Below are 25511 nucleotides of genomic sequence, written 5' to 3'. Positions count from 1 at the left end.
ATGCAGAAAGACCCTAAGAACAACGCTACAGTCTCTTCAGAAGAAGCCTCTAACTGGCCCAACATGTTTGCAAAATGGGCACATGGAGCACCTGAGGGCGCATTAAAGCGTTATTATCAAGCAGGGGTGGTAGATATCAATACACCTCTGCACAGTTTGCCCATGGTGGCTTTGGATTTAGAAACCACCGGACTCGACGCCCAGCAAGATGAAATCATTAGCATAGGTTTAGTGCCCTTTGACCACAGTATTATCCGTTGCCAAGGGGCAGAATATTGGATCGCTAAACCCAAGAAGAATTTACACCCAGAATCGGTCACTATCCATGAAATCACTGACAGTGAACTGGCCGGTGCGCCGCCGGTCAGTGCGATTTTAGATAAGGTATTGGAAGCCCTAATAGGCAAGGTAGTGGTAGTACATTGTTTGGCGATAGAACGGCAATTTCTGCTCGAAGCTGCCCTAAAAGTCTATGGTTACCCGCTGTACTTTCCTATGCTGGATACCATGGCTATTGAGCGTAAAGTCCAGCATAAGCCTTGGTGGCAGAGGCTTGGTAAAGCCCCTTCGTTACGTTTAGATGCTTGCCGACAAAACTATCGATTACCCCGCTATAAAGCGCATCACGCCCTTACCGACGCTTTGTCATCGGCAGAGTTGCTGCAAGCTCAGTTCAGCTATCACTTTGATAAAAACAAGCCCATCGGTGAATATTGGCTGTGATTAATTAGAGACTGGGCTTGGACAGCTCTCTCGTACCTCTAGCTCGGTATCTAAAATCACATCCTTAGCTTCACGCAACCCTAAAAACACTTCGGCAGCGACTCGACCTTTGGTCACGGTTTGTTGGTGAATAGTCGTAATGGAGGGGTGGATATTGGCGCTCTCAGCAATGCCATCAAAGCCCACCACGTGGATATCTTCTGGCACTCTTAAACCCATATGTAATGCGGCTTGCACCGAAGCAATCGCAATACAATCACTCATACACAGCAACAGTTCAGGACGCTGTGCCATAGATAAGGCTTCTCGTGCTGCCTGATACGCTAATTTATGGCTGTTAACTGGTATATTCCAAATATATTCAGGTACAGCCGATAAGCCATGCTCTTGTAAAGCTTGCTCATAACCCTGCAATCGTTGAATCGAGATAGACGCCGCGCGATCATAAAGCTCGTCATCACGCACTCGACAAACACGGTCGGTATTCAACAAACTTAACCCCATAATAGCCACGGCTTTCGGCTGGTGAGCCAAGGCATGGCGAGCAATCGTATAAGCACCCTGATGGTTTTCGATATTCACTGACGTGGTGCCGGGAATAAAGCTATCAACCGTGATGATGTTTTTGTGGGGCATGAGCCAGGGCGCATTTTGACACTGCTGCGGCTTGTGTCCATAAACGATAAAACCATCCACCATGGAAGACTGCATTCGGCTTTGCGCGTCTTGTTGCTCTTCATTCGAAGACAGTAATAACATGTTGTATTCGTGCGCTTCGAAGACTTCCGCTAGCCCTTGTAAAAATTGGTTTGCCACAGGGTCTGTCAGGCTATAACTTAAATCATCTGATAGTACGATACCGACAATTCCAGTACGACCTGTGCGTAAACTGCGGGCCGCGGCGTTCGGGCCAAAGTAGCCCATTTTCTCGCACTCTTGCAGTATGTTATCTCGTAAGCTGGCAGACAGTTGATCAGGACGATTAAAAGCGTTTGATATCGTGGCGGTTGAGACCTGTAAACGCTCAGCGACGTCTTTTAAGGTTAGTTTTTTTATGTTTTTTTTCATCTCATATCCCGCAGAAAACAAATCCGTCACATCATAATAAAGCCCAAAAAGGCAGGCTTAGAAACTTTCTAAACCTGCCTAAAGTAGACAATATAATGGGACTAAGCAAGTTTTGCGTAAAAAGCTTGGTATGCAGGTAAGATCAAGGAGTTAGCTTTCAGTTCTGCCGTAAAGCCATGGCCTTCTAGCACGTCACTAATGGTGCAGTTAAGCTCTCCTTGTTGAGTTTCGCTGGTCATATTCAATACCACCAATACTCGTTGGCCTTCATATTCACGCACCAGAGCAATCAGTTCTTCATTGCCCACCTCAAGTTGAGATAGCTCACCATTGATCAACTCAGGCTGCTTTTGACGCCAATGGATAAGACGACGAACCTTATGCAGTAACGCACTTGGGTCGGCTTCTTGCTCCGCCACACTTAAAGGTAAATGGCGGTCATCAACAGGCAACCAAGGTTCTATGGTCGAGAAGCCACCTTGAGCAACATTTTCCCAAACCATAGGCGTTCGACAGCCATCACGCCCCTTAAAGACAGGCCATAGTGGTTTGCCGTATGGGTCTTGAATACGCTCAAATGGTACTTCAGCTTCTGGCAAGCCAAGTTCTTCACCCTGATACAAGCACACACTACCTCGCAGGGATAAAATCAGCGCCATGGCGATCAACGGATAGGCAACAGGGTCTTCATTCGCGCCCCAACGAGTACAAGCACGCACCACATCATGGTTAGACAGTGCCCAGCACGGCCAGCCATCGCCAACTATGTCATTCATATTCGCCAGTGTAGTACGAATGTATTGAGGTGAATGAGGAGTGTTAAGGAAGTCAAAGGTATAAGCCATGTGCAGCTTGTCGCCACCAGAGGTGTACTCAGCCATGCGCTTTAATGGGAAATCATCGCCCAATTCGCCCACGGTCGTGGTACCTGGGTATTCATCCATCATGGCCCGTAGATCTTTTAGGAAGTCTAGGTTTTCAGGGCGGCTTAGATCGTACACGTGGCGCTGATAAGTGTAGGGGTTGTCATGGGGAGCCCCCATGGTTTTTGGCTCACCCGGCGGCACAGGTGGGTTATCTTCTAGTCCTTCACTATGGAAATAGAAATTCACCGTGTCTAAACGGAATCCGTCTACGCCAAGGTCAAGCCAGAAACGCATGTTGTTTAAATGCGCTTCTCGAACATCCGGGTTATGGAAGTTAAAGTCTGGTTGGGACTCTAGGAAGTTATGCAAAAAATACTGCAAGCGACGACTGTCCCATTTCCAAGCACTGCCGCCAAAAATCGACAACCAATTGTTTGGTGGTGAACCGTCTGGCTTAGGGTCTGCCCAAACGTACCAGTCGGCTTTATCATTGGTTTTATCTTGACGGCTTTCTTCGAACCATGGATGAGATTCCGCAGAGTGACTGATCACCTGATCTATCATCACCTTCAACCCCAATTCATGGGAACGGTTAATCAGAGTTTTGAAATCTTCTAACGAACCGAACATAGGGTCGATATCGCAATAATCGGACACGTCATAGCCAAAGTCTTTCATAGGCGAGGTGAAAATAGGCGATAACCAAATCGCATCGACACCCAATGAAGCTACATAATCAAGCTTACTGGTGATACCTGCTAGATCACCAATGCCATCGCCATTGGCATCCATAAAACTACGAGGGTAAATCTGATAGATGATTCCCCCTTTCCACCAGTTAAGATCGCTTGTTGTCATTCTGACTCTCCAAAATAAAAAACTGAGGCAATACTACTGCATTGCCTCATTATCATAAGAATTACTTAAAGTGCTTAATTAACGGCCGTAAGCAAGCTCGTTCTCATCAAACAGGTGCATTTTTTGTGCGTCCGCCGTTAGGTGTACAAGATCACCACGTTGCGTTGGCAAAGTGCCAATCAATTTAGCAATTACTAGCTCTTCACAACCGGGCACCTTCACGTACAACAAGGTCGACTCGCCCAGCGATTCAACAAAGAATACCTTGCCGGATAAAAAGCCCTGCTCTGCGGAGTCCGTTACGTGTAGATCTTCTGGGCGAATACCAAAGAATGCCGATTTTCCTTGTTCGCTGGTCGCAGTATTAACGGCTGTCTGCACACTGTGATCAGCAACGGTCACCTTAGTTTGTTCGCCCGTTTGTGCGATCTGACAAGGCACAATATTCATCGCAGGGGAGCCAATAAATTTAGCTACAAAAACATTCGCAGGATTCTCGTACAGCTCCAATGGGGAGCCAACTTGTTCAATATTACCCGCCGACAACAGTACAATACGGTCCGCAAGGGTCATGGCTTCTACCTGATCATGGGTTACATAGATCATGGTGGAATCTGGCATGCTCTCTTTAAGATTGGCAATCTCCATACGAGTTGCTACGCGCAACGCCGCATCCAAGTTCGACAAGGGCTCATCAAACAAGAAGACTTTAGGGCGGCGCACGATAGCACGACCAATGGCTACACGCTGACGTTGACCACCGGATAAAGCTTTCGGTAAACGGTCCAAATAAGGCGTTAATTGCAGCATTTCAGCCGCTTTACGTACTTGTGTATCAATATCGGCCTTACTTAACTTGGCAATTTGCAAGCTAAATGCCATGTTGTCGTACACCGTCATGTGGGGATACAAGGCATAGCTTTGGAACACCATCGCAATACCACGTAACGCAGGCGGTATGTCGTTGACCACTTGACCATCAATTTCCAGCGTTCCGCCTGAGATTTCCTCTAAGCCGGAGATCATGCGTAAAAGGGTAGATTTACCACAACCCGATGGACCAACAAAGACGATGAATTCACCCTGTTTAATGTCTAAATTAATGTCTCGTAGCACTTCAACTTTATTCGAATAAATTTTCTTTACATGGGTTAACTTAACATCAGCCATGATTTTTCCTCTCAATTCGTTGCTTGGGTGAGGAGCTAGGCTCAACTCACCCAGTGGGATAATTTATTTTACTGAGCCTGCCAACAAGCCTCGCACCAAGTAACGCTGCAAACTAAAGAACACACATAAGGGTACAATAATGGTAATGAAGGCTGACGCCGTTAGTATTTCCCAGTTACCACCTCGGGAACCTAACAACTCTCGTAGCTGCCCGGTGAGCACCAGATGCTCTGCGTTGTTGCCTAAAAATACCATCGCAATTAGCAAGTCATTCCATACCCATAAGAATTGGAAGATGGCAAAAGAAGCCAGCGCAGGAAAAGACAGAGGCAAGATAATTTTGCGGAAAATATCAAAATCCGACGCACCATCGACTCGTGCAGACTCAATGATTTCAGCAGGCAGACCTGCGATATAATTACGCAATAGGTAAATCGCCAAAGGTAAGCCAAAGCCGGTATGAGCCAGCCAAACCCCCACATAGGTTTTAGAACCCACCCCAAAAAATTCGCCAATTAAGTTGTAGCTTTTCAGCAATGGAATCAATGACATCTGCAAAGGCACCACCAGCAATCCCACCACCGCCGCCAATAACAAAGCTCGGCCAGGAAAGCGCATCCAAGCCAGTGCATAAGCTGCAAACGCTGCCACAAGAATCGGAATGATGGTGGCCGGTATCGTTACCGTTAAGGAGTTAATAAAGGATTGCCCTAAACCTTCAGTACTTAACACCTCGCGATAGTTATCGAGGGTAAAGCGTGGAGGAATTTGCGCGGTATAGAAAATACGTTTACCACGAGACCCCTTCCATTCGGTTGGCGAGCTAAAAATATAATCGCCATTCTCCAGTACTTGTAGCGTTTGACCTCGTTTGAGCTCAGCTACCGTACCCACTTCAAAGGCTTCCGGTTTCAGGGAACTCGAACCGAAGCGAGACACCTTGGCAGAGGCTTTCTCTAGCAAGTTGCCACGAATAACAAAAACATCCCCTTCTTGTATCTGAGTTTCAGGTAGATTACCTCGGGTAACCAAGCGCTGTTCCGAAGTCGATAAAGCGGTCCACCAACCAGAAACAGATAACTGGTCTTTGTCTCGAATAGAGGAAACAAACAAGCCAGCGGTCGGGATGGTCCACATGATGACTAGCAGTAGTACTACGCCATGCACAACGAAGGAAAGCGGTGTACGTTTAGAAGATGAAACCATATTAACGGCCCTCCATTTCGTCGTTTGCACGTTTAATATTCCAAATCATGATCGGAATAACCAAAACCATGATCACCAGCGCGATCACCGCACCACGACCAAAGTCACCGCCACCGCGGAACATCCAATCGAACATTTGGTTGGCCAATACTTGAGTTCCCCACTGACCATTGGTCATCGCCAAAACAATGTCGAAAACTTTCAATACCAAGATGGTAATAGTGGTCCACACTACGGCAATGGTTCCCCAAATTTGTGGCACCATGATTTTAAAGAAAATCTGAATACCACTGGCACCATCTAGCACCGCCGCTTCAATGGTTTCATCAGGAATACCACGGAGCGCTGCCGACAAGATCACCATGGCAAAACCTGTTTGCACCCAGATCAGAATGGCCATTAGGAAAAAGTTATTCCAAAACGGCAAGGTAATCCAAGGCTGAGGGTCACCACCGAAAAACACTACCACAGCATTGAGCAAGCCAATTTGGGCGTCGTCCCCACTGCGGAAGTCATAAATGAACTTCCAAATCACCGAGGCACCGATAAATGAAATCGCCATCGGCATAAAAATCAAACTCTTAGCGATATTTCCCCACCAGATACGGTCGGTCATAGTGGCGATAATCAAGCCCATAAAGGTCGCCACGGTTGGCACAACAATCAGCCAAAGCATATTGTTACGGAAGGACTCAAAAAACTCGTCGCTGCCAAACAGCCAGGTGTAGTTGGCCAGTCCAACGAACTCTTCACCGCTTCGGTCTAAGAATGACAAACGAATAGAGTCGATGACGGGATAAAATAAGTAAAAGGTCAGTAGCAGCACCGCAGGACCAAGAAATAGCCAAGGACGAACAGCATTAGCAATGCGCAAATTACGAGCGATCACCGCAGAAGGACGCTTTTTAGTTGGAAAAATTTTGTCTAAAAGAATGTTAGAACCATAAAAGTAAATGGCACATCCCAACACACCTAGAATCATGGTCACTAACGCAGAAGCGAGCTGGCCCATAGAAACTCCACATTACATTGATTAGCACAGCAAAGCAGATTTGCTGTTAAGGGTATTTTGATCATCAAAGCCCCTACTCGTTCGCACTTAGCTCACCAGCAGGGACTCCAAATCGTTACTTCAAGGCGTCCCAAGTTTTTTGAATATCTTGAGCCACTGTCTTCGCATCTTTACCGCCGGTGTAATCCACCATACCAGTCCAGAAGGAGCCAGCGCCTATTTTACCAGGCATTAGATCGGAGGCATCGAAACGGAAGGTTGTCGCATCACGTAAAATGCTGCCTTGTTTTTTCGCCGCTTCACTAGAATACAACTCAGGGTTGGCACCTAAATGCGCTGAAATAAAGCCTTTTTGCGCCATCCATACTTCATGGGCAATCGGTGAACGAAGGAAGTCAATGAATGCACGAGCACCTTTTGAATCATTGGTAATACTTACCAAGGTACCAGCACCCAGTACAGGCTCACCCAAATCTTTTTCCGCATAAGCTGGGAAGTAGAAGAAGTCTGCATCCAGACCCAACTCCACATCTTCTGGGAAGAAGGCAGGAATAAACGAGGCTTGACGATGTAGGTAACACTTAGGAGGCGACTGGAACATGCCTTTTGGACTATCACGGAAGTCTGTAGATGCCACCGCACCCGCACCGCCGTCTACATAATCGTCGTTACGCGCGAACCAACCAAACTCTTCAATGGCCTCAACAACACGAGGATCATCGAACTTAATTTCATTCTTCACCCATTGATCGTACACCGCCGCTGGCTGAGTACGCAGCATCATATCTTCTACCCAGTCTGTCGCTGGCCAACCTGTCGCCGAACCCGAACCTAGACCGATACACCAAGGCGTGCCGCCGTCATCAACAATTTCTTGCGTCAGGGCTTTCAGCTCTTCCATGGTTTCTGGCACTTCATAGCCAGCGTCTTCAAAGTTCTCTGGGGAATACCAAACAAGTGATTTTAGATCTGCACGATAAAAAATACCGTACATGTCTTGATTACCTTGAACGCCTTTAAAGGTCGCCAAATCTACCCAAGACTGTCCAGCCGCATAATCTTTAACAACACCCGCTTTGACAACATCGTCTAGCGGTGTCAAAAAGCCTTTCGCGGCCATATCTGCAGCCAATCCAGGCTGTGGGAAGACAGCAATATTTGGGGCACTACCCGCTTGAGCGTCGATAACGATTTGCTGTTCAAAAGAGTCCGAGCCTGCGTAATCTACGTCCGCACCAGTAGCTTCTTCGAAGTAAGCAATAATTCGATCAAAATTGGCTTTTTCGTCCCCCATCCAAGGGCCGAAAACAGAGATGGTTTCACCAGATAAATTCGTTGATTTTAGGGCATTGTAGCTGTCCCAATTGAAACGGGCATCTTCACCAGGTGAGAAAAGAAGGTCTGCAGCATGTACTGCATTGGTTGATAGCGTCAGCGCAACAGCGGCTGACAACAATGTTTTTTTCATGATCGCTCCTTACTAGACCGCTGCGGAAGCTCCGTGGCAAGCCTTTGTTGTTATTATCGTAGGTCGAAAAGCTCTATATCCTATCTTCTTTAAGGATTAAGAAGAATTTGATTATTAACAAACACGCCCAGTGGTTCAAGCCGCGGGGATGCTTAATATTTTCTTAATTAAGTTTAATTTTTAGCTCAATGAGTGGATCGTAGAGAAATGAAATAATCGTTTTAGTAGGATAGCTAGTCAATTCAACAACTTACTGAATCGCAAAAGGATGATAAAAAAATATTACAATGGATACAAAAAAGCACGGAGAATTCCGTGCTTTGCAAAAAACAGCGCTACCCTAATAAGTAATCGCCAGATAAAAGAAGCTCGCTTTAAGCAAACATTTTCAAACGCTCGTTAGCTTCTTCAATAGAAGGCAGAGATGGGTAAGCGCCCAACTTGGTGACAGAATCCGCACCACAAGCGGCGGCAAAGCGGACAATCTCAGTGAGTTCTTCATTTGAAAATCCCGCCAAAGAAGCGCGATCACCGCCACGCTCTGCTAATTGATACAATAAACCGCCAACAAACGCATCGCCTGCTGCCGTGGTATCTTTAACATTCATTTTTGGCGTAACCACTTGACCTTCACCACGCTCACCAGCGTAGAAGCGAATAGCATTCGCACCATCAGTTAATACAAATAAAGAAACGCCTGCCGCCAAAGACTCATGGATGAGCGCAAAAGGCTCATCCGCAAGTACTTCTAATTCTTCTAGGCTGGCTTTGACCACGTCACCACTTTGCATCCAGTCAATCACGCGCTGTTTGTCTACCTGACCTTCTGGCCATAAGTTAGTGCGTAGGTTCACATCGATACTGACAATCCAATTAGCCGCTTTAGCCATACGCACACCAGCCAATGTCGCTTGGGTGATGTCCGCATCAGTTAAAGTGTTTGAACAGGTGTGGAAAACCCCTTTTGGCTCAGCAAACCAAGCGTCATTAAAGTCGCTCTCACGGAATAGAATGTCTGCCGATGGGCTACGGTAAAATTCAAAGCTACGTTCACCCGTGTCATCTAGACTAACGAATGCTAAAGCTGTCTTAGCTTCCTTGGTCATTAGCATGCCCTGGGTCTGTACGCCGTATTGAGCTAAAGAGTCTTTTAGAAAATGACCAAAAGCATCGTCTCCAACTTGGCCGACGAAATGACTATTACCGCCTAGGCGTGCAACAGCAACAGCAACATTGGCAGGCGCGCCACCTGGAAATTTAGCAAACGATTCTAGCTCACCCGGCTTAGTTGCACCGTTTGATAGAAAGTCAATCAAGGCTTCACCAAAGGCCATTACTTTTGTTGTCATGGTTTTATTCTCTTTAATACAAAATCAGTTAATGTCGGAATTATGCCGTGCCCCTACACTTAAATCAATTTAATTTATTTAAGTGTAGGGGCATTATTACTTGTTAGTCTAGCATCGCTTGAATTGGTTACCTTCTACTTTCTTGCTAGACTCGAAACCTTATTCGCGCAAACTTGCATTAATAGAGAAATAATAATGACAAAAGCTAAATGCATCTATGTGGTCGACGATGACGACGACATTCGCTCATTACTAAAAACCTACCTAGAGAAACATCAGTTTGAAGTGCGAGCGGCCGATTCAGGTGAAGCTTTCCTGGCTGACTTTAGTCCTCAACAACAGGTGGATCTTGTCATACTGGATATCATGTTGCCCGGTGAAGATGGCTTTTCCGTATGCCGATCTCTGCGCACCCAATCACAAGTTCCGGTGATCATGCTAACCGCCAACTCAGATGAAATGGACCGTATTATTGGTTTAGAAATTGGCGCTGATGACTACTTGGCAAAACCCTTCAACCCAAGAGAACTACTAGCTCGCATCAAAGCTATCTTGCGCCGTATGGAACACACGGAAGTGATTGACCCACCTTCCACCAGCCAACGCTTTTATTACTTTGCTCAGTTCAAGCTAGACACACTGTCCCGAGAATTGCATTTTGGCGAGGAGAAAGAATCTTTATCGGGTGCGGACTACAACCTGCTCATGCTGTTCCTAGCCAGCCCAGGAGAAGTACTCACCCGAGAACACATCGCTGAAAACACCCGAGGCCGCGACAGCACCCCACTTGATCGGTTTATCGATGTTCATGTGAGTCGTTTACGACAACGCCTGCATGAAGATGCTCGGCACCCGCAATTGATCAAAACCGTACGAGGCCAAGGCTATATTCTAACGGCCACCGTGGAATGTTCGAGTCATGACCATTAGTGCTCGCCTGAGGCGGTGGTCCAGATCTCTAACCGGCCAAATATTGATTATCATGGCCCTCGGTGTCGCCAGCGCCCAGTTTATTAGTTCAACCTTTTGGCTCAAACAGTTAGAGTCCGATACCGAGAAAAACGTGCTGGAGGTCTCCAAGCACATGGCATTTCGTATTGCCGCCACCGTTAGCTACTTTGAGTCGCTTCCTCAAAACTACCGCCATATTGTCATTGATCAATTGCAGAACATGGGTGGCACACGATTTTTCGTGACCCTCAATAAAGAAGAAATCCTCATTAATTCACTACCCGACTCTCATTTAAAAGACATTGTAAAAAATGAGGTACAACACACTTTAGCTAAGCAACTGGGCATCACCCATGCCAAAATTGACTTTTCTAGCCCCAGTGATTTGCATGTCATTAACAACCATACTCGCTTGGTAGATCTACCAGAGCGTTGGGGACATCATAGCTTATTGGTAAAACCCCTCACTCCGCCGATTATCGTCATCCAAATACCCGTGAATGACAAAGACTGGCTCTACCTTGCCAGCTTAATGCCCGATCCCTATTTCATTGAAGAATCCTCAGCACTCAGTGCGGATCGCCTGTTCTCTATGGCCATGTCGGTGATTACCGTGCTGTTATTGAGTATTGTTATTCTACGTCGTGTCATTCGTCCTTTAGCGACCCTAGCCCGAGCTGCAGAATCTTTTGGCCAAGGCGACAGTCAGCCAATTAAAGAAGTGGGGAGTATTGAGGTTCGTAACACAGCACGAGCCTTCAATGACATGCAAACCCGTATTCAGCGTTACTTAAATGATCGTGAGCGTTTGTTTTCATCCATTTCCCATGACCTTAAAACGCCCATTACACGGCTACGCTTGCGCGCCGAAATGATAGATGAAGACGACACCCGCGATGCCATGATCCGAGATCTAGAAGATCTTGATATGCTGGTAAAAGGTGCCTTACAAAGCGTAAAAGAGACGGATATTCATGAAAATCGCGTCGAAGTTAACATTATTAGAATGCTCAAAGACATGCAGTGCGCAGCCAATCGAGACACATTAAAGCTTGATGTAAAAGGTGAACTCAACCATCCCTATATTGGTAAACCCTTGGCGATAAAACGTTGCCTTGGAAACTTGGTAGACAATGCGCTTTATTACGGCAAAACTGCAACTGTCTTCATCGAAGACAGTGAGGATGCTCTGTGCATTCGAATTTGTGATCAAGGCCCCGGCATTCCAATCGACAAGATGGATAAGGTTTTTCAACCCTACACTCGTCTGACGCCCGATCACTCTGGTCACCCCGGCGGTATGGGTCTAGGACTGAGCATTGCTCGCAACATTGCCAAAGCACAAGGAGGTGAGGTGACCCTTAACAACCACCCAAACGGCGGGCTTGAAGCCACTATTTGGTTGCCTCGCCATTAGAGAAAGCCATGCTATGCAAGACTTTGTTACATTAGGTTGCTCTATATTACCCACGCAGATTCTATCCTTTGCTAAATTCTTTCATGCGATAGGTTGAGTTTGCAAAGCGAGCTTAACCCGCATAACAAATAAAACATCAAATCATTCATCTAAATAGATAGTTTGATTGGTCAAATAACAATAAAAAAGGTTTTTATCATGAGAAAAATTGCTTTCGGTTTAACCACTGTTGCGCTATCTATTGCCGCTACCACAAGCCATGCGGGTGAAGTAGAAGTTCTACATTGGTGGACATCAGGTGGCGAAGCCGCTGCGATCAACGTTCTTAAAGAAGAAATGAAAGACGCAGGCCATACTTGGAAAGACTTCGCTGTCGCCGGCGGTGCAGGCGAATCCGCTATGACCGTACTAAAATCCCGAGCCATTTCAGGCAACCCACCAGCCAGTGCGCAAATCAAAGGCCCCACCATTCAAGAATGGGGCGATCTAGGCTTCCTAACCAACTTAGACTCTGTTGCGGCAGCAGGAAAATGGGATCAGGTTCTTCCGCCGGTGATCAGTGAAACCATGAAACACGATGGTCACTATGTTGCTGCGCCGGTAAACGTTCACCGCGTAAACTGGATGTGGGCTAATCCAGAAGTATTCCGTAAGTCTGGTGCTTCTATCCCAACCTCTTGGGAACAATTCATTGTTGAAGCGCAAAAAATTAAAGACGCTGGTTTTACTCCGTTAGCTCACGGTGGCCAAGCATGGCAAGACGCAACCTTATTTGAGGCCATTGCTCTTGCGAAAGGTTCTGACTTTTACAAAAAAGCTTTCATTGAACTTTCTGATGAAACTCTACGCAGCCAAGACATGATCGATGTCTTCACCACGTTTAAGAAGATGCATGACTTTGTTGACCCAGGCTTCTCTGGTCGCGACTGGAACATTGCCACTTCGATGGTCATCAATGGTGAAGCGGCCATTCAAATCATGGGCGACTGGGCGAAAGGCGAATTCACTGCTGCAGGTAAACAAGCAGGTGTCGACTACGTTTGTTTCCCAGCACCTGGCACCAGTGGCACGTTCACCTTTAACATCGATTCTCTTGCCATGTTTCAAGTGGACGGTGATGACGCTCAACAAGCACAACAAGACCTTACTCGTCTGATCCTGGAGCCGAACTTCCAAGAAACCTTCAACCTTAACAAAGGTTCTATTCCAGCACGCTTGAATATGCCAAGAGATAAGTTTGATGCTTGCGCCCATTCTGCGATGGACGCTTTCTTGGCCAGCTCATCTACCGGTGATCTAGTCCCAAGTATGGCTCACGGCATGGCTGTTAACTCTATGGTTCAAGGAGCAATTTACGACGTCGTAACGAACTTCTTCAACAACGAGTCTATGCAAGCTACAGAAGCCGTAGACAAGCTAGCACGCGCGGTGAAAGCCAGCATGTAAGCACAGGTCTTGTTAGACCAGTAAAGCAAAACAGGAGGCTGACCTGTGGTCAGCCTCTCCGTTCCTCCCCTGTAGTGAAGCACTCATTATGAATACTAAAACCGCCAATTCTGTGTCTACCAAGACTCAGTCAGGCCGTCCTGCACGCCTAAGCTTGGCCGATTGGATGCCGAAACTTGTCATGGCACCTACGGTCCTCGTGACCATAGTTTGCATATACGGCTATATGATTTGGACCGCTGTATTGTCCTTCACCAATTCTCGTATGTTGCCCTCTTATAAATTCGTTGGGCTAGACCAGTACGAGCGCCTATTCAACAACGATCGCTGGATTGTCGCCCTAACCAATTTAGGCGTATTCGGTGGCTTATTTATCCTGTTTTGTTTATTTCTAGGAGTGGTTTTAGCCATTTTCCTAGACCAAAAGATTCGCGCCGAAGGCGCCATCCGTACCATCTACCTGTACCCTATGGCGATCTCTTTTATCGTCACAGGTACAGCATGGAAATGGCTGCTTAACCCGACCAATGGCTTAGAAAAGCTGATGGTAGATATGGGCTTTGAAAACTTTAAATTCGACTGGTTAATCAATCCCGATATGGTGGTTTACTGTTTGGTCATTGCCGCTGTATGGCAGGCTTCAGGGTTTGTTATGGCGCTGTTTCTAGCCGGCTTACGCGGTGTAGATGGGGATTTGATTAAAGCGGCTCACCTAGACGGAGCCAGCACATTTACCACCTATCGTCGTATCATTTTGCCGTCTCTTAAACCTGTATTTTTCAGTGCCTTGGTGATCTTGTCACACATAGCTATTAAGAGTTTTGACTTAGTGGCGGCCTTAACCAACGGTGGCCCAGGTTATTCTTCCGACCTACCCGCTAACTTCATGTACGCCCATACTTTTACGCGTAGCCAAATCGGTTTAGGCTCCGCCTCTGCCATGGTCATGTTAGGTTGCGTATTGGCGATTTTAGTTCCATATCTGTACTCAGAATTACGAGGTGAACGCCATGAGTAATAAAGCGACTCGCCGTCAAACTACTGGCGTTGAAAAGATATTACGAGTAGCTCTTTATACTGTCCTGCTGATTATGGCGGCGGTGTACTTGATGCCATTTATCGTCATGTTACTAACCTCCCTGAAGGACGTCGAAGAAATTCGCACCGGCACTTTGTTGTCATTGCCCGGCGCACTAAACTTAGACGCTTGGTCGAAAGCTTGGTCTGGGGCGTGTACCGGAAGTAGCTGTGGCGGATTGTCTCCTTACTTTATGAACTCCTTCCAGATCGTGTTGCCTGCCGTAGCGATTTCCACCTTGCTTGGCGCACTGAATGGTTATGTTATTTCATTGTGGAAATTCCGCGGCAGCGACTTGTTCTTTGCAGCACTCTTAGTGGGTTGTTTCATTCCTTTCCAAGTCATTTTGTTACCTATGGCTCGCACCTTGGGTTGGTTAGGCATTGCGAATACCACGACAGGTCTAGTATTTGTGCACGTCGTTTATGGGGTGGCGTTTACCACTTTATTCTTCCGTAACTTTTACCAATCCATTCCAGGTGAGCTGGTGAAAGCGGCACGCCTTGATGGGGCAGGCTTTTTCACTATTTTTTACCGCATTATTTTGCCGGTTTCGACACCCATTATCGTGGTCACCGTGATTTGGCAGTTTACGCAAATTTGGAACGACTTCCTGTTTGGTGTGGCCTTCTCTGGTTTTGATACCCAGCCGGTGACCGTCGCATTAAACAACCTAGTAAACACCAGCTTTGGTGGTAAAGAGTATAACGTCGATATGGCCGCGGCCATCATCGCCGCATTGCCAACCTTAGCAGTGTACATTTTTGCTGGTAAATATTTTGTTCGTGGCCTCACCGCCGGAGCAGTAAAAGGTTAATCACTATTAAACGAACAGCACTCGCGCTCTTTTATTCGTCATCGCGCGAGTGGCTTACTAACAATATGATTCGTATAGAATTTGGAGCACAACATGGCAAGTCTAGTCATTGATAACGTAAAAAAGCGCTACGGCAGCACAGAAGTTTTAAAGGGTATTAACATTGGCATCGAAGCGGGTGAGTTTCTCATTCTAGTAGGGCCATCTGGTTGTGGTAAATCCACTCTGATGAACTCTATTGCCGGCTTAGAAGACGTTACAGAAGGTCGTATTCTTATTGGCGATAACGACGTCACTTACACCAGCCCGAAAGATCGAGATATTGCTATGGTCTTTCAGTCCTACGCCTTGTACCCCAACATGACCGTGGCACAAAACATCTCTTTCGGTTTGGAAATGCGTAAAGTTCCAAAAGAGGAACGTGAAACAGAAATTCAACGCGTTGCAGAGATGTTGCAAATTAGCCACTTACTTAACCGTAAACCAGCGCAACTGTCTGGTGGTCAGCGCCAACGAGTGGCAATGGGGCGTGCTTTAGCCCGTCGCCCCCAGCTGTATCTGTTCGATGAGCCATTATCTAACCTAGACGCTAAATTGCGTGTAGAAATGCGTACCGAGATCAAAAAGCTCCACAAAAAACTCGGCACGACCATTGTGTATGTGACCCACGACCAGATCGAAGCCATGACCTTGGCCGATCGTATTGCCGTCATGAAAGACGGCGAAGTTCAACAATTGGGTACACCACAGGAAATCTACGACAACCCCGCAAATTTATTTGTTGCAGGCTTTATGGGCTCCCCTGCTATGAATTTCATCCCAGCTAAGGTTATTTCACAAAACGGTACACCAATGTTAGAGCTGGCAACGAATTCCACTGTAGCACTGCCGTTCCCGAAGCCACAAAGCTTAGAAAAGCGTATTGGTGAAACCGTATTACTTGGCTTGCGTCCAGAAATGATCACTGAGCCACAGCCCCACAAAGAAGGCCAGTCGTTCGTAACAACAACAGGGATTGAAGTGGAAGTCACCGAGCCAATGGGGGCCGATACCATGATACTGACACGTGTAAACGATGCTGAGATTAACTGTCGTTCGAACCCAACATACGAAGCGCTGCCAGGCTCCGTGATTCAAATGATGTTCGACACGTCTAAGGCCGTTATTTTTGATGAAAAAACCGGTGAGCGCTTAGATAAATAACCTGTTATTTCAGAAAGCACTTTAGCCAGCCTTCGGGCTGGCTTTTTTTATCAATTCCTAATTATTTTCACTTTCCTGACACCTAAACCCATACGATTTGCTTTCTATTTAAACACTAACTATTTATAGTTAGCGTTTAAATTGTCCTACAATACCAGCTCAACTAACGCATCTTAAAATAATACTCAAAGCTTTAGAAATAAAGGACCTTTTCTACCTGTAAGTACCGCAAGGAAACTATGTCTAGTTCTTACGATGAGTTATTAGAAAAAATTAACCAATTGGAAAATAACCAGCGAGCCATTGATCGCGTTCAAGCCATTATCGAATTTGATTTATCTGGCAATATTATCCGAGCAAATCAAAACTTCTTGGCTATTTTTGGCTATTTAGAAAAAGACCTTATTGGCAAACATCATAGTATTTTGGTGGATCCAAGCCTGCTCAACACTGCCGAGTATCAAAACTTTTGGGATATTTTAAGATGTGGCACGTTTCATTCTGGTGAGTTTTCTCGTCTACATAAAAATGGCCAACAGGTCTGGTTACAAGCCTCTTACAATCCAGTGTTCGATAAAGACGGTAAACTCTTACGTTTCGTTAAATATGCCACCGACATCACATTAGAAAAGCACCGTGCGGCTGACTTTGAAAGCATCGCGGCAGGCTTGCAAAGGTCATTAATGCTGGTGGAATTTGATTTAGACGGTTTTATTATTAATGCCAACTCAAATTTTTTATCTTTAATGGGCTATTCCAACGAAGAACTAATAGGGCAACATCATAAAACGTTATGTTTTACTGAAGATATAAAAGATCCATCTTATATAAGCCACTGGAAAAAACTTCGTAGTGGACAATACCTCTCTGGTGAATTTACGCGAAAAGATAAAAAAGGCAGTGAAGCTCATATTTTTGCCACTTACTGCCCTATTTTAGATCCGCAAGGTAATCCCGTGCGTATTATGAAATTTGTAAACGATTTGTCAGAGCGCAAAATCATGGAACAAACTTTACGCCATGCCAAAGACATTGCTGAAAGCGCAGCGCAATCAAAAAACCAGTTTTTGGCTAATATGAGCCATGAAATTCGCACCCCCATGAATGCCATTATTGGTTATTCTGAATTACTCCTAGAAGATGAAAGCCTGATAGGGGCGAAACGTAAACACATTAGTACTATTCATAACTCCGCGTTTTCTTTGCTAAATTTGCTCAATGATATTCTTGATACTGCAAAACTTGAGCACGGTACCGTTCCTCTTGAGAACGAGAACTTTTCACTGCATAAGCTGTGTGCCGATGTGCGAGAAACACTAAAGCTCGGCGCCCAGAAAAAGGGCCTAGAGTTCACATTTGAATATGAGCCGAGTTTAGGTAACTGCTATCGAGGAGACCCTCACCGAATACAGCAAATCCTGTTAAACCTGCTGGGCAATGCCATCAAATTCACCTCTAAAGGTTACGTGCACCTTATCGTGAAGAAAATGGGCAGCAACGTTTGTCTCGTTATCGAGGATTCAGGCATCGGCATTCCATCCGAAAACGTTGAGCAGATCTTTGCACCTTTCTCCCAAGCTGATGCCTCTGTTACCCGTCGCTTTGGCGGAACTGGCCTTGGTACCACCATTTCACTGCAATTAGCGAGGTTGATGGGGGGCGAAATAACAGTAGAGAGCGAGATGGGCAAAGGCAGCCGTTTTACCCTGGTGCTACCTTTACCTGAATGTCAGGAAGAAGAGACGCCAAGCTTATTAGCCGTCAACACAAAAGAGCCTCGTTCCGAACTTCGTATTTTGGTGGCCGATGATGTAAAACAAAATACTGACTTACTAGAGCTGCGATTAAGCCGCTTAGGTCATACCGTTGTATCAGCGGTTGATGGCGAACAAGCCTATAAAACCTTCCGCGAACAAAATTTTGATGTCGTATTAATGGATTTGCACATGCCGCATATGGATGGCTTGTCTTCCAGTAAAGCGATTCGTGCCTGGGAAAGAAACGAACACCGCCAGCCGACGCCAATTATCGCACTAACGGCCAGTGTGCAAGAGCTTGACCGTTTGGCCGCTAGCCAAGCGGGGATGAATGGTTTTTGCTCCAAACCGGTTGAGTTAGAGCAACTGATGAGTGAAATGTCCCGCGTTATTGATGGGGAAGACGATATGGAGGACGCCCATCAAACCAATAGCCAAAGCATTGATTTAGAGACTTCCATAGATTGGCGAAGCGGTGTTTCCCGTTGGGGGAGCCGTAAAGAGCTAAAAAGGCAAATTGGTTACTTTATTAAGAATATTGTCGGTGAATGTGAGCAAATAGTTCACCAAGAGCTTAGCCAGCAGATTGCGTTTGCTCATAAACTCAAAGGCTCTACGGCGAATCTAAGCCTTAACAAAGCCTCGGAGCACTGCAAAAATTTAGAACAACTTCTTGCCGCTCAGCACCAAACAGAAAGCGCTCTTTTATGGCAAGAAATCATGGCTGAGCTATCCTTGATAAAAGACAGCATGATCAGTCAGGAAAAAGTTCAAAGTGAAATGGAAACATCTTTACCAACAGCGCCAACAATTGACCCACAACAAGCCGCCCTGCTAATAGCCAGCTTGAGCAAAGGCGAAGTCGACGACGACTTACTCAACCAAATCTGCCTTGCCTTACCGCAGGCCCAAAGTGAACAGCTTAACAACGCTGTATTTAACTTTGAATTTGATGATGCCATCGAACTAATTAACACCATCAGTGCCGGATCCACAACGAGTTAATACTATGTCCTACGCAACCACTCCTCAGTCCATGAAACCATTTAACCGTGACGAAAAGCCCCTAGTGCTGATTGTTGACGACGAACCCACCAACCTTCATGTACTAAAGAGAATACTTGAACAAGACTACCGCCTTGCGTTTGCAACCAACGGAAAAAAAGCCATACAACTTGTGCATGCCGAGCCGCCAGAACTAATTCTGCTCGACATCATGATGCCTGAAATGAGTGGCCTTGAAGTCTGTGCAGAATTGAAAAGCGAAAAACTACTCGCCCATATCCCGATTATTTTTGTGACCGCATTAAGTGACGGCGCCAACGAAACTGATGGTCTTGATGCGGGTGCAGTGGACTATATTACCAAACCCGTTAACCCTTCTGTGGTTAAAGCCCGAGTACGAGTCCACCTTAATACCAACCGCCTCGATGCCATTCACCAATCCCGATTAGAACTCGTACAAACTTTAGGCCGTGCAGCGGAATACAAAGACAACGAAACAGGGCAGCATGTTATTCGCATGAGCCACTATTCGAAAATCATGGCAAAAGCCATTGGCTTCTCAGAGCGCGCGGCAGAAGAGTTATTACACGCCGCACCTATGCATGATGTGGGTAAGATAGGTATCCCTGATGCCATCTTGCTAAAGCCCGGTAAACTCACGGATGAAGAATGGGCGGTCATGCGACAACACGCCAGCATGGGCGCAGAAATCATTGGTCAGCACTCCTCTTCTTTGCTCAAGTTAGCGCGTATCATAGCGATTACTCACCATGAAAAATGGGATGGTTCAGGCTACCCGAATGGTTTAAAAGGTACTGAGATTCCCATTGAAGGACGTATTGTTGCCATCGCCGATGTGTTTGATGCACTCACCAGTGAACGCCCTTATAAAAGAGCTTGGACCGTCGAAGAGGCCGTTAACCTAATGAAAGAGCAATCTGGCAAACACTTTGACCCAGACTTAGTGACGGTCTTTGAAGACTGCTTAAGTGACATCCTGCTCGTTAAAGCCAAATGGCAAGACGAAATAATAGAGTAGACCCACACATTTCCTACCACCCCACTCTTCATACGCTGTCGACAAAGAGCAAAAGTGTAAATAATTCTCACAATCTTGCACATTAGGTCAATTTTTTAACGTTTTGGCCTCGAACTTGCCACAATTATAAGATACATTCATAGGTTACAAAGAATAATAAAATGCACCTGTGGCTCTACAGTGCCCATAAAATAATCCACACAAATGCTGACACTAACTTAATAAACATCGACATAAGCAAGGAAAAACACATGAAATCCAGTAAAAGATTTATGACTCATCTTGCCTTAACAGGGGTAGCCATTGCTGTTACAGGCTGCTCGATGATGGGTACTAGCCAACCAGACTGGGAAGCAGACAAAGAATACAAAGTAACTATCCTACACACCAATGATCACCACGGTCGCTTCTGGCAAAACCGTAACGGTGAATACGGTATGGCAGCTCGTAAAACGCTGATCGATAACATCCGAGAGGAAGTTGCATTAGAAGGCGGTAACTCTCTTCTACTATCTGGTGGTGACATTAACACGGGTGTACCAGAGTCTGACCTACAAGATGCTGAGCCGGATTTCCGCGGCATGAACATGTTGAAATACGATGCCATGGCGCTGGGTAACCACGAATTCGACAACTCACTAGAAGTTCTTAAGCAACAGCAAGAATGGGCCGGTTTCCCTTTCCTATCAGCTAACATTCTTGACGAAGAAACTGGCAAGCCGTTATTCGATGCTTACCACATCTTCCAAGTTGCTGACCTAAAAGTGGCTGTTGTAGGTTTCACGACGGATGACACGGCGAAGCTGGGTAATCCAGAATATTTAGAAGGCATCAAAATTGAATCCCCTATCGAAGTCGCAAAAACTTTAATCCCTAAAGTAAGCAAAAAAGCCGACATTGTTATCGCAGCCACTCACATGGGTCACTACGACAACGGTCAGCACGGTGGTAACGCTCCTGGTGATGTAACCCTAGCCCGCACTGTGCCTGGCATTGATGTGATTGTTGGTGGTCACTCTCAGATCCCTCTAACAGAACCTGATGAGCAGAACGGCACACTTATCCTACAAGCCCACGAATGGGGTAAATACGTAGGTCGTTTAGACATGGTCATCAAAAACGGCGAAATCATCAGCTCCGAGTACAAGCTTATCCCTGTTAACCTTAAGAAAAAGGTGAAAGACGCAGAAGGTAAATCAGTACGAGTCTTCATTGAAGAAGAGATCGAGCAAAATCCTGAAATGCTTGCGATGCTGACACCTTTCCAAGAGAAAGGCCAAGCCGAGCTAAACATTGAAATCGGTTACGCAAGTGATGACCTAGTCGGTGAGCGTAGCGTGGTACGTTTCCAAGAAACGAACTTAGGTAACTTAATTGCGGCGGCTATGAAAGAGAAAGTAAATGCCGACATCGGCGTAATGAACTCTGGTGGTATCCGTGATGATATGCCAAAAGGCATTGTTACCTACAAGAGCGTACTACAGGTTCAGCCTTTTGCTAACGCCGTTTCTTATGTAGATTTAAGCGCTGATGAGCTGACATCTTACCTTACTGCTGTGGGCTCCAAAGAAGCCGGTACCGGTGCTTTTGCTCAGTTCGACGGTGTCGCCTTCACCTTGGTAGATGGCCAAGCAAGCAATATCATGGTTAATGGTCAGGCGCTTGATGCGAACCGTAGTTACCGCGTAGCCATTAACAGCTATGTAGCAACAGGTGGAGACGGTTACCCTAAAGTAACGGATCACCCTAACTACGTGAACTCAGGCTATGTAGATGCCGATGTATTGGTTGACTACATCCAAAACAATTCTCCTCTAGATGTAGCGAAATTCGCTCCTAAAGGCGCAGTTAAGCGTTAATCTTTAGCGCCAACCAATAAAACCCCCAATAGTCATTTTGACTATTGGGGGTTTCGTTTTTTAGGGTCTTAGTTACTCGATTAGGGACGCACTTTCTTATAGGTTAGACTCCAAGTTAAAGGCGTTGGCAGCTTTTCCGACTCCAGCTTAGCGGTATAAAGCAGCTCATTTGTCCCGAGTTTTTCCCATGTGTCCGTTCGCTTGCCTCGTTCAGATTCCAAGACCGTGACTATCTTGTCACTGGTTTGTTGGAAGGTACCACTAATCTCAACATCCTCTTCGTCTACCTTCACAACCTCACCTTTGGCTGCTACAGGCATGCGTTCTGGATCGGCATCATCACATTGCCAAGTGAAATCGTCCGCTGGAAATTTCAGCTGCCACTGCTGACAAATTTGAGTTTGCTTTTTTAACACCGGCCGCGCCAAGGCACGGATAAAGAAGTTCATTTCTTTGGCGACTTTTTCAACCGCCTCATCGAGCTGCGCTTGAGTATTGTCGACATTTTGCAGCACCCACCGCCCTTCTAACTCGTTCGCTTGTGCGCCATAGGCTAGGCACATCGCCAGCGCGGTCAGTCCAATTCGTTTATTCACATAATTCCCCTTATTTTTATTGTTAGGTTGTTTGATGATCGCAAATATAAACCAATATGTAAGGCGCAAAAACGCGCACAATAGCTGACATTTACAACCAAATTACGGGGTATTCTAAGACGTTGTGCTAGGGAGTGCGGGTAGGCAAGTTTGCTTAAACAGATAGTCGGCAATGATGTCCGCGGTCACGGGCCGTGAAAAGTAATAGCCTTGATAACGATGACAGCCAATGGAGGCTAAAATATCTCGCTCTTCTAGGGTTTCTACGCCTTCTGCTAACACAGAGAACTTCATGTGATTGGCCATCGAAATAATAGTATTGATGATCACATGGCTACTCGGATCGGCGGAAATATCTCGTACAAATGACTGATCGATTTTCAGGCGAGTAAGGGGGAAATGTTGTAAGTAGCGCAGTGAGGAATAACCCGTCCCAAAATCATCAATGGAAAAGCGAACGCCACGCTCTTTTAGCTGGCACATCTTTTCTGCCACTGAGGCAATGTTTTCCACCAGCATTCCCTCGGTAATTTCTAGATCTAACAAGGAAGGAACGATCTGATGCTCTTCAATTACCTGTAACACATCTTGCACAAAGCCTTCCTTAGAAAACTGATAGGGACTGATATTTACCGCCATGCTCACAAAGGTGGCTGGTAGCCCTTGATCTTGCCACTGCTTGAGCTGAACACAAGCGGTATCCAGCACCCAACGCCCTAACTCATCAATCAACCCAATTTCTTCCGCGATCGGAATAAACTCATAAGGGGAAACATTACCTAAGGCATCATTGTGCCAACGCAATAAGGCTTCTGCGCCAATAATATTACCCTGCTCATCCACTTGAGGCTGATACAAGAGGTAGAACTCATCCTCCTTCATGGCCTGATGCAGAGCTTTTTCCATCATTAGCCGCTGCGCAAGCTGTTGCTGCATTTCAGGTCGATAAAAGCGATAGCCATTGCGACCATTGTCTTTGGCTTCGTACATGGCCGTATCGGCTTGTTGTAAGATCGGCAGGTCATCTTGCTGTTCGGCAGGAAACAAGCTGACCCCTATACTGGCAGAAATAAACAGCTCAGCTTGGTTCAGATAAAAAGCCTGAGACAGCATGTTTAATAAAATACTCGCCAGCCTGGCGCCCTTTTGTTCCGCTTCTTCTATATTCGAGCCTAATTGTGGCAACAAGATAACAAACTCGTCTCCACCGATACGCGCCACGGTGTCATGTTCTTTTAGCTCAGTGGTAATGCGCTTAGCCACTTCCACTAATAGGGCATCACCCGTGTGGTGTCCCATGGAATCGTTAATGGCTTTGAAGCGGTCTAGATCGATAAATAATAAGGCGCCCACATGTCCCTGTTGCAGGGCTTCTTCAAGTGCCTTTTCTAGATTTTCGTTCAGCAATCTACGGTTCGGTAAACTGGTTAAGGCGTCATAATAGGCCAGGAACTGCACCTGCTCCTGATCTTTCTTACGCTGGGTAATATCACGAAACGAAGCCAAAAAATGCGCTTCACCTTCTAGCATAATAATGTTGCCCCGCACTTCCACTGGAAAACACTGCTGATCAGAGCGCATATATTCGGTTTCAAAAGTTTTCGCGGTATCGGGAGATTCTGTCGCCCATTTCGTTAGCCATTGAGGCGTTTGCTCGGCATCGACTTGATCTATGGTTAATTGCTGCAAGGCTTCAGCGTCATAGCCTAATAATCGGCAGGTTTCACTGTTACAGTCCAATATCTGCCCTTGTAAATCGGCCAACAACATACACTCGCTGGATTGATGCAAAACCGCCTTGAAGTAGGCCTCACTCTTAGCCAGCTGGCCTTCGACTCTTTTACGCTTATGCCAAAGCGCAGTGATATTACGAGACAAAATACCCAGTTCGTCTTCGCGGGAAGTATGGGCAAAACGCACTTGTTCTGGGTCGTTTACATCGTCTTCTAGATAGCTCAATTGATCAATTAATCGATTCAGTGGTCGTGAGGATAAAAAATAAAACAGCGTTAGCAATCCCGCACCGAGTATCACAATGGCTGATAGTACTGTGGCCACCAACTGAAGATTGCGACCAATAAAGCGCCCCACCACCTTATCGGCATCCAGTTGTACGGTTAACGTGCCTACCCAGATAGCAGGATCATGATATAAAGGTAAGTGATAGGTGTGCTCTAACCCCGTAAAGACGGAATTAATGAGCCAATGAAAGGGAAGTTTTTCAGTCGGGTGATAAGCGCTGGCAATCTCAATACCGTAATCATCAACGACTTTGGCTTCATGGAAATAAGCCGAGCGTATCAAGCCTGTTAATAGCTTCTGAGTCTCAACTTCGTCCAGTGCATAGGCCGCTTCGACAATGGGGTATTCAATAACGTCTAACGTCGCTCGAACTTGGTTGGCAATGTTGTGCTTTTCGGCTTGCCAGTCGGAATACACTTGATAGGCACTCAGCAAGATACTGAGTATCAGCAACAAGACCAGCGCCCATTTAGCCTGCTTATAAGAAAGACGCTTACGTAGTGTTAACATATCTCTCCTAACCTAAAAAAGCGTGGCATAAGCCTCCTCATGAGAACTCCATAGTTTCTTGTTTAAGCTTCGATCGTCACCCTTTAACGCT

General features: G+C 46.1%; 19 protein-coding genes. 10 read left to right on the top strand and 9 right to left on the bottom strand.

Features of this window, described 5'->3' with window-relative positions; translation table 11 throughout:
- Positions 1 to 723, top strand: coding sequence for a 3'-5' exonuclease (locus ABJF92_RS04480; protein WP_446814643.1), 723 nt, complete (start codon positions 1 to 3; stop codon positions 721 to 723).
- On the opposite strand, the gene ABJF92_RS04475 is transcribed toward ABJF92_RS04480, so the two are convergent.
- The 7 genes from ABJF92_RS04475 to ABJF92_RS04445 form a co-directional block, all read right to left on the bottom strand.
- Complete coding sequence (locus ABJF92_RS04475) at positions 724 to 1791, bottom strand: LacI family DNA-binding transcriptional regulator (RefSeq protein WP_446814642.1); 1068 nt, start codon at positions 1789 to 1791, stop codon at positions 724 to 726. It abuts the gene before it with no gap.
- Positions 1792 to 1892: 101 nt separating this feature from the next.
- Positions 1893 to 3515, bottom strand: coding sequence for an alpha-glucosidase family protein (locus ABJF92_RS04470; RefSeq protein WP_446814641.1), 1623 nt, complete (start codon positions 3513 to 3515; stop codon positions 1893 to 1895).
- 78 nt (positions 3516 to 3593) lie between these two features.
- Positions 3594 to 4685 (bottom strand): ABC transporter ATP-binding protein, encoded by a 1092-nt coding sequence (locus ABJF92_RS04465; protein WP_446814640.1) that lies wholly within the window; start codon positions 4683 to 4685, stop codon positions 3594 to 3596.
- Between the two features lie 63 nt (positions 4686 to 4748).
- Entirely contained in the window at positions 4749 to 5891 is a 1143-nt protein-coding gene (locus ABJF92_RS04460) for a carbohydrate ABC transporter permease (RefSeq protein ID WP_446814639.1), read from the bottom strand.
- A 1-nt stretch (position 5892) separates the two neighbouring features.
- Positions 5893 to 6903, bottom strand: a complete 1011-nt coding sequence (locus tag ABJF92_RS04455; RefSeq protein ID WP_446814638.1) for a carbohydrate ABC transporter permease — start codon at positions 6901 to 6903, stop codon at positions 5893 to 5895.
- Between the two features lie 115 nt (positions 6904 to 7018).
- On the bottom strand, positions 7019 to 8371 hold the full coding sequence (locus ABJF92_RS04450; protein WP_446814637.1) for an ABC transporter substrate-binding protein: 1353 nt from the start codon (positions 8369 to 8371) through the stop codon (positions 7019 to 7021).
- 374 nt (positions 8372 to 8745) lie between these two features.
- Positions 8746 to 9720, bottom strand: coding sequence for a carbohydrate kinase family protein (locus ABJF92_RS04445; protein ID WP_446814636.1), 975 nt, complete (start codon positions 9718 to 9720; stop codon positions 8746 to 8748).
- 195 nt (positions 9721 to 9915) lie between these two features.
- Between ABJF92_RS04445 and ABJF92_RS04440 the strand changes: the two genes are divergently transcribed.
- The 9 genes from ABJF92_RS04440 (at position 9916) to ushA (ending at position 22292) form a co-directional block, all read left to right on the top strand.
- A complete protein-coding gene (locus ABJF92_RS04440) occupies positions 9916 to 10650 on the top strand; it encodes a response regulator (RefSeq protein ID WP_446814635.1) in 735 nt (244 codons plus the stop codon).
- Positions 10640 to 12088, top strand: a complete 1449-nt coding sequence (locus tag ABJF92_RS04435; protein ID WP_446814634.1) for an ATP-binding protein — start codon at positions 10640 to 10642, stop codon at positions 12086 to 12088. Before ABJF92_RS04440 ends, ABJF92_RS04435 begins: the two co-directional genes overlap by 11 nt.
- A 198-nt stretch (positions 12089 to 12286) precedes the next feature.
- Positions 12287 to 13534 carry an ABC transporter substrate-binding protein gene (locus ABJF92_RS04430; protein ID WP_446814633.1) on the top strand — a complete coding sequence of 416 codons (1248 nt, stop codon included), beginning with the start codon at positions 12287 to 12289 and terminating at the stop codon, positions 13532 to 13534.
- Positions 13535 to 13622: 88 nt separating this feature from the next.
- Positions 13623 to 14552 (top strand): carbohydrate ABC transporter permease, encoded by a 930-nt coding sequence (locus tag ABJF92_RS04425; RefSeq protein WP_446814632.1) that lies wholly within the window; start codon positions 13623 to 13625, stop codon positions 14550 to 14552.
- Positions 14545 to 15429 carry a carbohydrate ABC transporter permease gene (locus tag ABJF92_RS04420; RefSeq protein WP_446814631.1) on the top strand — a complete coding sequence of 295 codons (885 nt, stop codon included), beginning with the start codon at positions 14545 to 14547 and terminating at the stop codon, positions 15427 to 15429. Before ABJF92_RS04425 ends, ABJF92_RS04420 begins: the two co-directional genes overlap by 8 nt.
- A gap of 93 nt (positions 15430 to 15522) precedes the next feature.
- Positions 15523 to 16632 carry an ABC transporter ATP-binding protein gene (locus ABJF92_RS04415; protein ID WP_446814630.1) on the top strand — a complete coding sequence of 370 codons (1110 nt, stop codon included), beginning with the start codon at positions 15523 to 15525 and terminating at the stop codon, positions 16630 to 16632.
- A gap of 239 nt (positions 16633 to 16871) precedes the next feature.
- Complete coding sequence (locus tag ABJF92_RS04410; RefSeq protein ID WP_446814629.1) at positions 16872 to 19394, top strand: PAS domain S-box protein; 2523 nt, start codon at positions 16872 to 16874, stop codon at positions 19392 to 19394.
- Positions 19395 to 19398: 4 nt separating this feature from the next.
- Positions 19399 to 20433 carry an HD domain-containing phosphohydrolase gene (locus ABJF92_RS04405; protein ID WP_446814628.1) on the top strand — a complete coding sequence of 345 codons (1035 nt, stop codon included), beginning with the start codon at positions 19399 to 19401 and terminating at the stop codon, positions 20431 to 20433.
- Between the two features lie 251 nt (positions 20434 to 20684).
- Positions 20685 to 22292, top strand: a complete 1608-nt coding sequence (ushA, locus tag ABJF92_RS04400; protein WP_446814627.1) for a bifunctional UDP-sugar hydrolase/5'-nucleotidase UshA — start codon at positions 20685 to 20687, stop codon at positions 22290 to 22292.
- An 80-nt stretch (positions 22293 to 22372) separates the two neighbouring features.
- Here ushA and ABJF92_RS04395 read toward each other — a convergent pair whose 3' ends face one another.
- Both ABJF92_RS04395 and ABJF92_RS04390 read right to left on the bottom strand, forming a co-directional pair.
- Positions 22373 to 22888 (bottom strand): hypothetical protein, encoded by a 516-nt coding sequence (locus ABJF92_RS04395; protein WP_446814626.1) that lies wholly within the window; start codon positions 22886 to 22888, stop codon positions 22373 to 22375.
- Between the two features lie 114 nt (positions 22889 to 23002).
- Positions 23003 to 25420 carry a putative bifunctional diguanylate cyclase/phosphodiesterase gene (locus ABJF92_RS04390; RefSeq protein ID WP_446814625.1) on the bottom strand — a complete coding sequence of 806 codons (2418 nt, stop codon included), beginning with the start codon at positions 25418 to 25420 and terminating at the stop codon, positions 23003 to 23005.
- Positions 25421 to 25511 lie beyond the last annotated feature (91 nt).

The organism is Marinomonas sp. (assembly GCF_039940335.1).
Taxonomy (GTDB): Bacteria; Pseudomonadota; Gammaproteobacteria; order Pseudomonadales; family Marinomonadaceae; genus Marinomonas.
The sequence above is the reverse complement of the archived record's forward strand: the minus strand, read 5'-3'. Positions and strand labels throughout refer to the sequence as shown.